The sequence below is a fragment of the Rhodococcus sp. ZPP genome, assembly GCF_017656075.1.
GTDB classification, from domain to species: domain Bacteria; phylum Actinomycetota; class Actinomycetes; order Mycobacteriales; family Mycobacteriaceae; genus Rhodococcus_F; species Rhodococcus_F oxybenzonivorans.
On record NZ_CP058640.1, the window covers coordinates 208,906 to 221,745 of the forward strand.

Consider the following 12,840-nt stretch of genomic DNA (forward strand, 5'->3'; position numbering starts at 1 on the left):
ACCTTCCCAACCAGCGTTGCAGCGCTGGCCTTGATCGAATACCTGTTTTCTTGCAGATCATCATCCGGGAAGGTGCGCCCTCCCCGATCCACAGGTATTGATCATTTCTCCTCTGCGCCAAGTTGTCCGCTGTGCACGACGGAATTGGCCTGCTCGTGCTGACTACATTTCTCAATGACGAACTAGTGGTGCGTGCCGTCCACGCCGGTGCGCGGGGATACGTGGTCAAGGATGTTGATACCACTGAATTGGTGCGGGCTATCCGGGCGGTTTCGGCTGGCGAGAGTGCGTTCGACGCGCATAGTGCTGCAGCTTTGGTGCGCTCGATGAATAGCCATGCAGCGCCCCGTGAGCGCTTAACCCACCGCGAACAGGAGGTCCTTCGATTGCTCGCGATCGGGCTGCCAAACGCAAAGATCGCGGAGCGGTTATTCATCTCCTCCACAACCGTCAAGTTTCATGTCAAGAACATTCTGCGCAAGCTGGGCGTCGCCGGGCGTGCGGAGGCAGTTTACGAGGCCAACAAGCAAGGCTTGATATGACATCACGTCGGACCTTCCTGCCGAAGAGTGCCCAGATCAAACCCTTATGCGGTATGTCATTCACGACATGTGTTGAATTGCGAAGGGTAACCGACCGGCCCATCTACCTGCTCCTTTCACGCCGCGGCTCGACCGGAGCGAAGAGCACGCCCGGCGCCACACTGCGCCCGCCCGGCTGCGGTGTCAAGCCCTCCGCTCGGGCAGGGTTCCGTCGTTGTGCCTCACTCGAGGTGCCGGATCGTTAGGGTCGAAAAAGAGACCGTTCCGCCGAGAGAGAGTAGTCGCCGATGTCCAGGTTCCCGGGCCTCACCCACGTCGCGATCACCGTATCCAACCTATCGGCCAGCACCGCCTGGTACGCTGCACTCTTTGGATCGGCCCCCGTACTCGACGAGGACGAGGAATCGGGGAGCTTCCACCACACGGTGTTCGCGCTCGACGGCGGTATGCTCTTCGGCCTCCACACGCACCCCGACAGCGGCGCTCCCGCACGATTCGACGAACGACAGGTTGGACTCGACCACCTCGCGTTCCAGTGTTCGCCCGAGGCGCTACCCCGGTGGGTGGAGCGGCTCGATGCTCTAGGCATCGAGCACGGGGGCATCAAGACAGCGCACTACGGTTCGGGCATCTCGTTCCGTGACCCCGACAACATCGCACTCGAATTCTTTGCCCTACCCGTGAGTACTTCTTAACGTCGGGGACGGTAATAAGTGCTCAGTGATACTGGAGCGGTCCGGTCGGTACGAGATCTGACTCACAAGTACTCCGGACGTCCACCGCGGCCTGTCTTTCCCGTGATGTGTCGGCCTCGTGCGGCCCGGACCGCCCTGATACGGGCCGCCGGGCAGGGTGTTGACAGGAGGGTGACGCGACCAAGTCCCATCGCTGTGCTGTCCACCCAACCTCGACCGGCACGTGGCCAAGGGATGACCTGTGTCCAGCTGTCAGGCTCGAGATTTTCGTCGGAGTCGACACTCACAAAGACATCCACCACGCCGCGATCATCGATCACCTCGGACGTCCGGTCGCGGATCACCAGTTCGACGCCACATCGACCGGGTACGAAAATTGGTCCTCCACCACCAATCCCTCGCGGCGCGACGGGTAGCCAGGGCTCGCGCTGAGCTGTTGTCCGCCCCTTTTCCCGGATTTGGGGTTGAAGGTTGCTTATAGGGGAGTGCGATGCCCGCCCGCTCGGGTAGGCCGACCTGGACCGCGCCCAGGGTCTCCGCTGCGTCCAGGCCGGACAGCCACCCACCCCGCTTGCCGATCGGGGTACACGAACTGCCTCGACGATTACGGGTGTGCCCATTGCGGACTACCTCTCAGAGAAAAACGGTCACAGCTAGAACACGTTCTTCATATCAGCAGAGGCCAGTAAATTGCTAAGATTCGCAAGTGGCATTCGGGTGTGGGATGATCCCGACACGGCACGCTGTCGTGGGCGATCGGTTCCGACAGAACGACAGGAGGGCGCCATGGCCGCGAACTCGCGCCAACCGCTATATCAGATGAAGGCGGACTTCTTCAAGACGCTGGGGCATCCGGCACGGATCCGGGTCCTCGAACTGCTCAGCGAACGCGAACACGCCGTCTCCGAAATGTTGCCCGAGGTGGGGATCGAGCCGGCGAACCTGTCCCAGCAGCTTTCGATCCTGCGCCGGGCCGGGCTGGTCACGGCGCGGCGTGAGGGCCTGTCGGTGTCCTACGCGCTGACCTCTCCCCGCATCGCCGAGCTCCTGCGGGTGGCGCGGGGGATCTTGACCGGGGTGGTCGCCGGTCAGGCCGAGGTGCTCGAGGACATGTCCGAACCTCCTGCCTTGGTGGGCGAGACCGGGGGCTGACGGGGGCTCACCAAGGAGGACTCCCCCAATTACAGATGTTGGTTGCTAATCTTCTTAAGTGCGTACTCATGTGAACGAATGGCACGGAGATTCAGCCCGATCGGGAAAGTGAAGTCAAGGGTGACGAACAATCACGATGGTGATGCCAGCGGGCCGCCCGACGACCCCGGGATGGCGTTGACCGGAATCAGCGTGGCCGTCGTCGCGGTGTCCACCTCCCGCTCGCGCACGTCCGGGTCGGCGCGGACCCGGACGCCGTGGGTCGCGATGGAGGATTATGCGGCCCTGATCCGGGAGCGGACCCCGATGCGCGCGCTGCACCTTCCCCTGACCACGGGCGACCCGCACGTGGTCGCGGACCGGGTCATCGGGCTGGGGACCGGGGTGTCCGCGGTGTTCGTGGTGGGATTGGGGCCGGTGGATTCCGCGGCGGTGGCACGTGAGGTGATCGACCGCGGCGGCCCCCTGGTCACCTCGGAACTCGATGTGCTGACCGTGGCGGTGGCGGCGGCGACGATCACCCTGTTGCGTCGCCGCGGCGTGCCGCCGCGCGCCGGCCGGGTCGTGATCACCAACTCCCCGTGGGCGCCGTTGCTGGCGCCGGTGTTGATGGCCTCGGGGGTGGGTGATCTGAGCAGTTGGCACGAGGGCGATGCCGAGGCTTTTCCGCTGCGCCGGTTGATGGAACACAACGACGTGCTGGTCGATCTCGCCGGCTGCGCGCCGGAGGGGGCCGCGCCCGGTCGCACGGTGGCGATCCCCGCCGACGCCTTCACCTATGGCGCCCTGGTGCTGCCCGGGCTGCTCAGCGCCGTGTGTGGACACGGCGTGCCCGCGCTGACCGTCGATGTGGTGGCCGCCTGTGTGCGGGCGTTGGCGCTGATCACCCCGGTCGATCGGGAACTGCCCGCCCTCGACGATCGATTGCTGGTCTCGGCCGTCGCCCGGCACGCGGGCAGGACGATCGGGCACATACCGCCGTTCAGCAACCAGCACCAGTAGGCCAACGCGAGCGGTTGAACCCAGCCCGCTCGAATGACGAAAGCATCTCGAGGAGAACATCGTGTCAACCTCCGCCGCATCCGGTCTGGGCGCCGCCCCACCGCGCATCCCGGCATCGCGTCCTGGGTAGAAGAGATCGCCGACCTCACCGCACCGGATGAGGTGGTGTGGTGCGACGGCTCCGACGACGAATGGCGCCGCAGCAGAAGGTGCACTACATCGCCGCCGCGTTCCCGTCGTCCTGCGGCAAGACCAACCTCGCGATGCTCGACCCCACCCTCGAGGGGTGGACGGCCGAAACCATCGGCGACATCGCCTGGCTGCGATTCGGTGACGACGGCCGACTCTACGCGATCAACCCCGAGGCCGGGTTTTTCGGCGTCGGTGCCCACACCAACCCGCACGCGATGGCCCACCATCGAGCGAGGCAACTCGATCTTCACCAACGTCGCCCTGACCGACGACGGCGACATCTGGTCGGAAGGCATGACCGATCCGCCGCCGCCGCATCTGACGGACTGGAAACGGCGGGACTGGACCCCGGGCTCCGGAGAGCCGGCCGCGCACTCGAATTCGCGGTACTGCACCCCGATCGCCCAGTGCCCGACCGTCGCCCCCGAATGGGACGACCCTGCCGGGGTGCCGATCTTGGCGATCCTCTTCGACGGCCGCGCCACCACCATCCCGCTGGTCACCGAATCATTGAGTTGGCGGCACGGGTGTTCCTGGCCGCCACCCTGTCCTCGGAACCACCGCCGCCACCACTGGGAAGGTCGGTGTCGTGCGCCGCGGCCCGATGGCGATGCTGCCGCTCCTCGGCTACCACGTCGGCGACTACTTCCAGCACTGGCCCGACATCGGCGAGAAAACCAGCGCGGAGCTGTTGCGGAAGATCTTCTACGTCAACTGGTTCCGCCGCGGCGACACCGACGAGTTCCTCTGGCCGGGCTTCGGGGAGAACTCCCGGGTCCTCGAGTGGGCGTTGCGGCGGATCGAGGGCACCGCCGAAGCTGAGGAGACTCCGATCGGTTTCGTGTCCACCCTTGATGCACTCGGCCTGACGGGCTTGAAGTTCGATCACACCAAGATCGCCTCCACCCTGACGGTCGACCGGGCCGAATGGGTGGCCGAGCCCAGGTTGATCGACGAGTGGTACGCGAGGACCTGCGGCGACAGACTGCCCGACGTCCTGTGCGAGGAACTCGGGACCCTCAAGCTCCGACTGGCACCGCTCGACCTAGGCGACATCCCGCCCCGCACGGGCTCCCAGGCAACGCCCCACGACGAGGATACCCGTTGGGTGCGACCGCGGTTCTGACGCCGTCTGGGGATCGATGGCGGAGCACGTCACCGGCCGGGGTCGGGGTCGTCGGGTCGGGCTCGGACGGCGCCGGGGGCAAAAGGGACGACCGGTGCCGGCGACGACCAACGCCGGGCGCGCACACCACGGACAGCCGTCGTCGCCGGCTCCGATGATCGAGGGCTTCACCGCCGGGATCGCCGTCGTCATCGCCCTCCAACAGGTTCCCGCCGCGCTGGGCATCACCGAGGCGGAGGGGGCGAAGGTGTGGCAGAGCGCCGCCGACGCCGTCCACCGGTTCGCCCAGGCCCCCTCCCTGCTGACTCCGGCGGCCGCGCTGGTGGTGGCCGTCGCGATCCTGCTCGGCGGCCGCTACCTCCCCCGCGTCCCGTTTTCCCTGATCGCCGTCGCCGTCGCCACCCTGATCGCGCAACTCTTTCACCTCGACATCGCCCGCATCGGCGCCATTCCGACCGGGTTCGCCGCGCCCACCCTGAGTTTCCTGCACCTCGGCGAGCTGACCTCGCTGATCGCACCCGCCCTCGCCGTCGCCGCGCTGGCCGCGCTCGAATCGCTGCTGCCGCCGCCGACTCGATGGCCGTGGGAGCCCGCCACAACCCGGACCGGGAACTGTTCGGGCAGGGGCTGGCGAACATCGCCACCTCCCTGTTCGGCGGCGTGCCCGCCACCGGGGCGATCGCCCGCACCGCCGTCAACGTGCGCTCCGGCGCCCGCACCCGGCTCGCGGCGCTGACCCACGCGGTGATCCTGGCGGCGATCGTGTATCTGGCGGCCGGGTTCGTCGCGCAGATTCCGCTCGCCGCCCTGGCCGGGGTGCTGCTCGCCACCACGGTGCGGATGGTCGAGACCGCCTCGATCCTGGCCATCACCCGCGCCGCCCGCGCCGACACCGTGGTCATGGTGGCCACCTTCCTGGTCACCGTCGTCTTCGACCTGGTCACCGCGGTGGCCGTCGGGGTCGGGTTCGCCGCGATCCTCGCGCTGCGAGCGGTCGCCCGATCCGCCCGCATCGAACAGGTCCCCCTCGAACCGACGACCACCTGGCCGAGGAACACGACCTGCTCCGTGAGCACATCATCGCGTACCGGATCGGCGGCGCCCTGTTCTTCGCCGCTGCGCACCGGTTCCTGCTCGAACTCGCCGACGTCGCCGACGTGAAGGTGGTGATCCTGCGGATGTCGCGGATCACCGTGATCGACGCGACCGGTGCGATCGTCCTCAAGGACGTCATCACCAGACTCGAGCACCGGCACATCACCGTTCTGATCTCCGGGGCCAAACCTGAACATCTCCGGCCGCTCACCGCGCTCGGGGTGTTTACCACCACCGACAGCGAAGACCGGCACCTCTTTGACACCACCCCGCGCGCCATCGCCTACGCCCGCATGCTCGTCCTACCCGCACACCACTACACCTCCACCACGAACGAGGACCGATCATGACCGGAACCCCCGCAACCACTACCGTCCCCACCGCGGGACAACGCCTCGGCTACGTCCTGGGCCGCACCTTGCCCGCCGAGTTCCACCGCTGGGTCATTGCCGACACCACCGGCCCCGGCGCCACCCGCCGCTACGCCACCCGCTGCCTGATCCCGCTGATCCCTATCCTCACGGCCCTGCTGCTCATTCCGGGCCCTGGATCATCCGCACCGGCGTGGTCCTGCTGCTGTTCCTGCCCTTCGTGTACTTCCTCCTCGCCCTGAAGAACATCTACCTCCGCCACCGCCTCGTCAGCCACGGCCTCGACCCCGCGCTCCTCAACCTTCACAAACAACGCTGACTCGACCAGGAACAGGCCTCCTACGAATCCCGCTACCGCTCTGCCCCCTGATCCCGCAAGACCCCCGGATGCCACCCCAGACCCTGGGCTGGCACCCGTTCACTACCGACCGATCAATTGCTAATCTTCGTAAATAGAAAAACTGGAAGTGACGGTGAACTGGGATCGATCGGGGTCGTGCGCGCCTCCCGAATCGAGCGAACCGGGAACCGGATCTCGGTGAAACCGCTCAAGCTGGGCCGGCGCGAAGGGCGCGTACCCGTATCCATCCGGCAGTGCGCCCGGTCGCCGCCCACGCCCGCAAGGAAGGATCGTCATGCCACATTTCCGATACGTCGGCACCCACGAGAGAATCCATCTCGGCGCTGCGACCCGCATGGTCAGCTACGGCGACATCGTCGCGGCGCGAACCAATCCCGATCCGCGCTACTTCGAACTGGTGGAACCGGACCAGATCACCGAACGGTTGAGTCGCCGATCAGTGCGAGCGCCGGACCGCGAGTAGATCCGCATCCGTGCAGCCCGGACCGAGCGCGTCCACCACCCCCGCGCAGTCCCGTGCCCGACCCCCTGTCCTGCCGGCGCGCCGCCCGCGCGACGAGGCCGGTCACCACCCAATTCCCGCCGAGACCGCCGACCACCAGCCACCCACCAAACAGAAAGGACCCGATGAAGACCCGCACCATCGACGCCACCGACCTGCAGTGGCACTCACTCTCACTCTGGATTCTCGATTGGGAAGACGTCGACAATCCCGAACCGACCCTGAGCGAGTGGAGCACCGCGCTCGCCGCCGCGGCCACCGGGATCGACCGCCGAATCATCTGGAACCCCACCCAGGACACCGTGACCGCCCGCGAGGACGTCGACCTGCCCCAGATCGAACACGCCCTCCGCGGCGCGGTCCGCCGACTCGCCCGCGGCTGACCCTCCCACCTCCGGCACTACGAGATCCCCCTGCCGATCTCCGGACTAGGGACTATCAGTTATTCGGTGGATCTGGATCTGGCACATCGATTTAGTTCTCACTTGGGATGAGCCGGCCTTCGAACGTGATCGCGAATGCGTTCAGTGCCGGCTTCCACCTCGTTGCCCATCGTGCTCTGCCCTTCCCGGTCGGGTCCAGGGCCCGCGTTTGCGAGATACAGACACTTGAGAGCCGATTGGTCCGTTGTTCTGTGGAATCAAGATTGTCAAGTTCGTGCTGGTCGGCCATGGTTGACAGCGACGATCGGCAACGGGGTGGGGGTCAGTTGGCGTGGTGCTGTTCCGGCCGGGGTCGGGACGTCGGCGAGGCGTAGCTGCTCGAGGGCGGCTTGACCGTCATCGACGGCTGCTTGTTCATCGTCGGTGAGCGGGATGCTGACGAGCATGCGCTGAAGTTCGCTGTGCAGAAGTTGGCTTTTGCTGGACTCTTTGGGTATGTAGAAGTCGCAGCGGGCGCAGGCCATGCGGTGCGGGCATTGCTCGAAGAAGGTGTAGCTGCAGAATCCGTGGCCGAGGTCGTAGTGCTGCCAAGGCTCACCAGCGGCGGCGGCACCGGAGGTCGCCGCGTCGCGGTCAACGAGGACTTCGATGGTGCGGACGTTGCGGGCGAAGTAGCCGGCGTCGTTGTATGCCTTGGCCAGGGTATTCGGGGTAATTCGTAATGGCGGAGTCGGTTATCAGAACTGTCTGAATGCCCCCGAGCCTGCTGTGGCTTTGCTGCGGTGGATGAGGATCGCCCGTTGCTTATGCGGGATCTGGGTGTGTGAGTTGTGGGGTCGTGTGGTCATCGCTGGGTCGGGTTGCTCGGCGACCACGTCGATGACGTGGTGGTGGTGTCGCCGTGTGGGTCCGCGTTTGGTGGAGCTGATCAAGTCGATTCGTTGCGGCGGCTGACGTTGGCGGCGTAGTTGGTCCAGTCGCCGCTGGAAGCGCGTTGCCACTGGACGGCGACGTCGATGTGGATGCCGAGCGTGCGGGCGAGGACCGCGGCCGGCAGTTCGGTGGCCAGTTGGAACAAGGCGGTGGAGCGGGCTTCGGCGAGGCGGATCCCGAGCCCACGCAGGCGCTCTCCGAGTCCGTCGCCGCTGATCGGCCGGCCGGGCTGGCCGCCGGGGAAGAGTCAGGGTGAGGTGCCCTGCTCGCCGAGGACGGCGTGTCCTCGCCTGGTCGCGATGAGGGTGCGTGTGAGCGATGCCAGCGGTTCGGGCAGCGTGATGGGCGTTTGACCGAGGCGGAGCCGGACCTGGTGGTCGGTGGCGTCGACGTCATCGACGGTCAGCCTGCTGATCGCCGACGGCCACTGTGCGTAGAGCAGGAGCAGCAGGCCGGCGACCCTGTCCTCGGGTCTGAGGGAGTCGTCGTGGAGCAGCCGTTTGGCGTGTTTCCAGCGTTCGTCGTGGTCCAGCGTCCGGGACGGGCCGTGCCACCTGACGGCGGGGTACTCGATCGCGCAGACGCGTTGTGCTGTGGCCCACCGGACGAACTGTCCAGCTTCGGCCAGGTGCGTGGCGTCCGGACTGGTCAGCCTGGTGTCAATGTCGGCTTGTCGGCAGGAAGCGAGAGTCACCTCCCGGGCGTGGAGCCAGTCGAGCAGCGCGATCGCGGCCCGCACTCGCTGTCGGACTCCGGCGAACTGGCTGTGGGTCGTTGGTGTTCCGTTGTTGCGCTGCCGGAGTCGGCGCAACAGATGCCAGAGCGCGTAGCGACGCAGCAGCTCCCTGTCGTCGCGCCCGCCGCGTTCGTCGAGGGTCGCGTGGATCCAGCGTTCGAGTCGGGAAAGGTGCTCATCGCGGGCAGGCAGCGCGCCGGTGGCGACCAGGACGCTGCGCAGGTGCTCGAGCGGCTTGCTGTGGGGCATCTCGTCGAGGGCTTGGTGGGTCAGCGGCCTTGTGCCCGTGGCCAGGTCGGCCAGGACCGCGGACGCGGTGTTCTTCGACAACCAGTCCATCACCGTCTGAGGCCGGTCGGCCGAGGCCAGGGTTTCGTGCAGCCCGCGCAGCTCGGTGCGGATACGCCCGCTGCCATCGTCGAGCAACTGCCGCAGGCGGTGGTCGAGGGCGCAGCGGGTGCAGCGGCCGGAGACCCGGAGCCGTTCAATGCCCCCGCAGTTCACGCAGGGAGGCCACGGGACCGCGTCTGAGGACAGACATTCCGCGCAGAGCGGAGTATCCACGGTGCCGCCGCGGACGGCGCGGACCTGGCCGCAACCAGAGCAGCTGGCCCAGCGCTTCTGACATGCCGTGCACCAGGGCTGGCCGGTCGCGGTGGAGACCACGCAGGGCACCGTCCGGCCGCAGATCGCGCAGTCCATTCGCTTCCAGGGCCGACAGCTGCCGCAGAGCGGCCCGTCCGCGCTGTGGGTGGCGACACGGCTGCGCCTGCCGCAGGCAACGCATTCCTCCAGGTTGACGGGATCGTTGACCAAGCAGTTGGGGCACAAAGGTTTTCCGTCGTTGTCCCGGGCGGCGGGCTCACGGATGCCGCCGCAACGTGAGCAGGGCACCGCTCTAGCCTTGGCGACACAGCTGCGACACACCCACTGGCCGTCGAGTCGTTGGCTAACTGGACCACCCGCCGGCAGCGTGGACAGGCGGGCCGAGTGATCTTCTCCGCGCCGAGCTCGCAGAGCTGGTCGATCAACCGGAGCACTCCAGGGATCGGGGCCTGTGCCCCCTCGCCGGTGAGCAGGCCGGGCTGGTCCTTGACGACCCAGGCCAGCCGCCGTAACTGATTGGCCCTGGCGAACACGCGGCCGGTGGCCGCGGAGATGGCCTGCGCGGGCAGGGACGGGTCCAGCCGTCCGATCACGTCAGTCAGGATCGATAGTGGGTCACGCTTGTCCGAGTCGGGGCACTGGTCGCAGCGTGGCCGGCCCTGCCGGTCCCGGGTGGAGATCACCCTGGTTCTCCCGCACGAGAAGCACGGTTCGGGCCGGACGGCGCAGCCGGCGCAGTACCAGTGCTCGCCTCGTCGGGACAGGGTGCGCAGCTGCTTGCCGCATTCTGCGCAGTGCGGCGGCGACACAGCTTGGGAACCGGCGCGGCGCAGGGCGATGAGCAGGTCCCCGACGGCCCGCGGGGCCGGTGACCGTCCGTCGCGAAGTAGTGCCGGCCGAGCGGCCAGGGTTTGCGCAAGTCGGCGGCTCTTGGCCCGTCCGCCGGCGACGCCGATCACGATGTCCTCGATGAGATCGGCGGTCAACACCGGTTCGACCGCGACGACCAGACGGGTGATCGTGCCGATCGGGTCGAGCAGCGTTTGCTCCGCAATATCACCGGTCATGAATCGACGCCGGTGATCCTGGCGCGCTTCGGACGCAGACCGCAGACCCCCGTTTCGGCGCCGACCGCCTTGGCCTTGGGCTTTCGCTCGGAGCGGGCGTCGGCAACGGGCTCGATCAGCTCCTCCATCGTGGTGTCAAGGATGTCGAGCAATGCCATGAGGATCTTCAGGCTCAGCCGCTCGGGACGTTCCATGACCAACCGGTAGACCTGACTGGACGACAGTGCGATGCCACGCTGCGCCAACGGCTCGATCAAGTCGGTCGTTTGGAACATTCCCCGGCCGGCCATGACTTGGCGCAAGTGCCAGCGGTAATCGAGTTTGGCGGACATCAGTGGTCCTTCCCGTCGGGAGCATGTTGGGGGTCGAGTGCCGGTGCGAGTGCCTTGCGCAGCGCGGTGTTCATGAAATCGTCCGACGCCGTCACCAGGATGCACGGCTACCGACCGGGTGCGGTGACACCGACCACCGAGCTGGTGCTCTCCCACAAGCACCCCGACGACCAGCCGCGCGTCGCCCGGGTCCTGGACCGGATGATCAACGATGCCGAACCGTTCAGCAGCAAACACCGCATCCTCGACACCGCCGGCACAGTCCACCACGTCGTGGTCGTCGGCGACCGCCTACACGATGACACCGGCACGGTGATCGGCACGAGCGGCTTCTACATCGACATCACCGACTCGCATCGCGACGACGTGAACGTGTCGGTCGACGAGGCGGTCGCCGAGCTCACCGAGTGGCGTGCGGTGATCGAACAGGCCAAGGGCGCCCTGATGCTGGTGTACGGCATTCCCGCCGACCGCGCCTTCGGCGTCCTCGCCTGGCGCTCTCAGCACACCAACACCCGGCTCCGCGTCCTCGCCGAACAGCTCATTACCGGCCTTTCCGGGTGCGAACCCGGCCACCGACCTACGGACCCGGTTCGACCATTTGCTGCTCACCGCCCACGAGGGAGCCCGGCGACCGGAGTAGGTGGGACCGGTCCCGCGGGCTGGGTAGCGCCGGGCGCGGTTACGGCCGAGCGACCAGTTTTCGATAAACGGAAAGGCGCAGCACCTGCGCCGCCTCACTCTCGAGATCGATGAACTCGCGTGTGAGATCACTTCCCGGACCCCCGCGCTGGTGCCCTCCTTGTTGGCGATTCCTGGGTGCGGACCGCTCATCGCGGCGAAGTTCGGCAAGACCGCCCCGGTCGATCGACTCCACTCCAAGGACGCTTTGCTCGGCGCAACGGGACCGCGCCGCTTCCGGTATGGTCACCGAGCACGCTCGACATGTCGCTCGCGCACTGGAAACCGTCAGCTCAATGCCGCCATTCACCGCATCGCGCTCACCCAGGCCCGCTGCCCCCGACGCGCGAGCATTGTTGCGCCCAAGGCCAGCGGTGACGGTGGAATGGAGCACTTCGTCAAACGCAGACTCTCGGACGTCGTCCTCAAAGCGATGGCCGCGGATCTATCACTGATGGTCACCCCCACCCGTCCTCACCCGCGGTGATCACCTATTTTTCGTAAGAGTGTGTCAGCACTAGAACTAGACTTGGCACCCCGTCAAGCAGACGTGCGGCGGCAGGCCAGTCGATTTCACTGGGCGGGAAACCGCGAGCGCGTAGGTGGCCGTGATCGCTCATCCGACCCTCCCTGATGGTCGACGTCGAAGGTGGTCGCCCGGTCAGGGGCGTCACCGAGAAGGTGGTCGCCCGGTCAGGGGCGTCACCGAAATGAGCGGTCCGGATCGGCATCTTCGCTCCGCCCCGATATTTGGGGACCGACTTGGTGCGATTGCCACCCCAGTGACCCCAACTGCTCACACCGCCATCGTGCCGCCAGGCGCAGACAAAGGTCCCGGAAATCTCCTGCACACCGTGCACTCGACTGCTGAAATCGACAGCCTGGCAACCGAAAGCGTGTGTCGATCGCGCCCCATCACCGGCGCCGGCGGCAGCTACGTCCGGCTTGTGAACTTCCCTGGTCGTGTGTGTAAACACTGGCGTGAAACGGTGCTTCGGCATAGGTGCTCGTCGCAGCCCCGCTTAGGCTTGATCTGTCACAATTCCCGAGTAGATCGGCGGCGG

11 protein-coding genes and 7 pseudogenes are annotated in these 12,840 nt (G+C 66.7%); 13 read left to right on the forward strand and 5 right to left on the reverse strand.

Annotated features, from left to right (window positions below; genetic code table 11):
• Positions 1-110: 110 nt before the first annotated feature.
• Positions 111-542, forward strand: a pseudogene (locus HYG77_RS36505) (response regulator transcription factor); the annotation flags it as partial.
• 287 nt (positions 543-829) lie between these two features.
• Positions 830-1,237, forward strand: coding sequence for a VOC family protein (locus tag HYG77_RS36510; RefSeq protein ID WP_208964419.1), 408 nt, complete (start codon positions 830-832; stop codon positions 1,235-1,237).
• Between the two features lie 489 nt (positions 1,238-1,726).
• On the opposite strand, the pseudogene HYG77_RS36515 reads toward HYG77_RS36510, so the two are convergent.
• Positions 1,727-1,857: pseudogene (locus HYG77_RS36515) on the reverse strand (steroid 3-ketoacyl-CoA thiolase); the annotation flags it as partial.
• Positions 1,858-2,023: 166 nt separating this feature from the next.
• Here HYG77_RS36515 and HYG77_RS36520 point away from each other — a divergent pair.
• From HYG77_RS36520 to HYG77_RS36550, 7 genes and pseudogenes are all read left to right on the forward strand, one after another.
• Positions 2,024-2,389: a metalloregulator ArsR/SmtB family transcription factor gene (locus HYG77_RS36520; protein WP_208964420.1), complete on the forward strand. Its 366-nt coding sequence runs from the start codon at positions 2,024-2,026 to the stop codon at positions 2,387-2,389.
• 120 nt (positions 2,390-2,509) lie between these two features.
• Positions 2,510-3,391, forward strand: a complete 882-nt coding sequence (locus HYG77_RS36525) for a hypothetical protein (RefSeq protein ID WP_208964421.1) — start codon at positions 2,510-2,512, stop codon at positions 3,389-3,391.
• A 194-nt stretch (positions 3,392-3,585) separates the two neighbouring features.
• A pseudogene (locus HYG77_RS36530) lies at positions 3,586-4,709 on the forward strand (phosphoenolpyruvate carboxykinase domain-containing protein); the annotation flags it as partial.
• Positions 4,710-4,854: 145 nt separating this feature from the next.
• Positions 4,855-6,154, forward strand: a pseudogene (locus tag HYG77_RS36535) (SulP family inorganic anion transporter); the annotation flags it as partial.
• Positions 6,151-6,417, forward strand: coding sequence for a DUF5313 family protein (locus tag HYG77_RS36540; RefSeq protein WP_244461571.1), 267 nt, complete (start codon positions 6,151-6,153; stop codon positions 6,415-6,417). The pseudogene HYG77_RS36535 and the gene HYG77_RS36540, both read left to right, overlap by 4 nt.
• Before the next feature lie 393 nt (positions 6,418-6,810).
• Positions 6,811-6,999: a hypothetical protein gene (locus HYG77_RS36545; RefSeq protein ID WP_208964422.1), complete on the forward strand. Its 189-nt coding sequence runs from the start codon at positions 6,811-6,813 to the stop codon at positions 6,997-6,999.
• Between the two features lie 164 nt (positions 7,000-7,163).
• The gene (locus HYG77_RS36550; protein ID WP_208964423.1) at positions 7,164-7,421 is read left to right on the forward strand and encodes a hypothetical protein; all 258 of its coding nucleotides are present in this window, start codon (positions 7,164-7,166) and stop codon (positions 7,419-7,421) included.
• 91 nt (positions 7,422-7,512) lie between these two features.
• On the opposite strand, the pseudogene HYG77_RS40320 reads toward HYG77_RS36550, so the two are convergent.
• A pseudogene (locus HYG77_RS40320) lies at positions 7,513-7,666 on the reverse strand (IS256 family transposase); the annotation flags it as partial.
• Positions 7,667-7,687: 21 nt separating this feature from the next.
• Positions 7,688-8,148: pseudogene (locus HYG77_RS40325) on the reverse strand (site-specific integrase); the annotation flags it as partial.
• A gap of 267 nt (positions 8,149-8,415) precedes the next feature.
• On the opposite strand from HYG77_RS40325, the gene HYG77_RS40330 reads away from it, so the two are divergent.
• Positions 8,416-8,610 carry a hypothetical protein gene (locus HYG77_RS40330; RefSeq protein ID WP_244461572.1) on the forward strand — a complete coding sequence of 65 codons (195 nt, stop codon included), beginning with the start codon at positions 8,416-8,418 and terminating at the stop codon, positions 8,608-8,610.
• On the opposite strand, the gene HYG77_RS40335 is transcribed toward HYG77_RS40330, so the two are convergent.
• Positions 8,602-9,594 carry a hypothetical protein gene (locus tag HYG77_RS40335; protein ID WP_244461573.1) on the reverse strand — a complete coding sequence of 331 codons (993 nt, stop codon included), beginning with the start codon at positions 9,592-9,594 and terminating at the stop codon, positions 8,602-8,604. The two genes, HYG77_RS40330 and HYG77_RS40335, sit on opposite strands and share 9 nt — an antisense overlap.
• A 127-nt stretch (positions 9,595-9,721) precedes the next feature.
• On the opposite strand from HYG77_RS40335, the gene HYG77_RS40340 reads away from it, so the two are divergent.
• On the forward strand, positions 9,722-10,084 hold the full coding sequence (locus HYG77_RS40340; RefSeq protein WP_244461574.1) for a hypothetical protein: 363 nt from the start codon (positions 9,722-9,724) through the stop codon (positions 10,082-10,084).
• Between the two features lie 675 nt (positions 10,085-10,759).
• On the opposite strand, the gene HYG77_RS36565 is transcribed toward HYG77_RS40340, so the two are convergent.
• Positions 10,760-11,095 carry a helix-turn-helix transcriptional regulator gene (locus HYG77_RS36565; protein ID WP_208964425.1) on the reverse strand — a complete coding sequence of 112 codons (336 nt, stop codon included), beginning with the start codon at positions 11,093-11,095 and terminating at the stop codon, positions 10,760-10,762.
• A 72-nt stretch (positions 11,096-11,167) separates the two neighbouring features.
• Here HYG77_RS36565 and HYG77_RS36570 point away from each other — a divergent pair.
• Both HYG77_RS36570 and HYG77_RS36575 read left to right on the forward strand, forming a co-directional pair.
• Positions 11,168-11,738 (forward strand): annotated as a pseudogene (locus tag HYG77_RS36570) (PAS and ANTAR domain-containing protein).
• 150 nt (positions 11,739-11,888) lie between these two features.
• Complete coding sequence (locus tag HYG77_RS36575; protein WP_208964426.1) at positions 11,889-12,263, forward strand: transposase; 375 nt, start codon at positions 11,889-11,891, stop codon at positions 12,261-12,263.
• Positions 12,264-12,840: the final 577 nt, after the last annotated feature.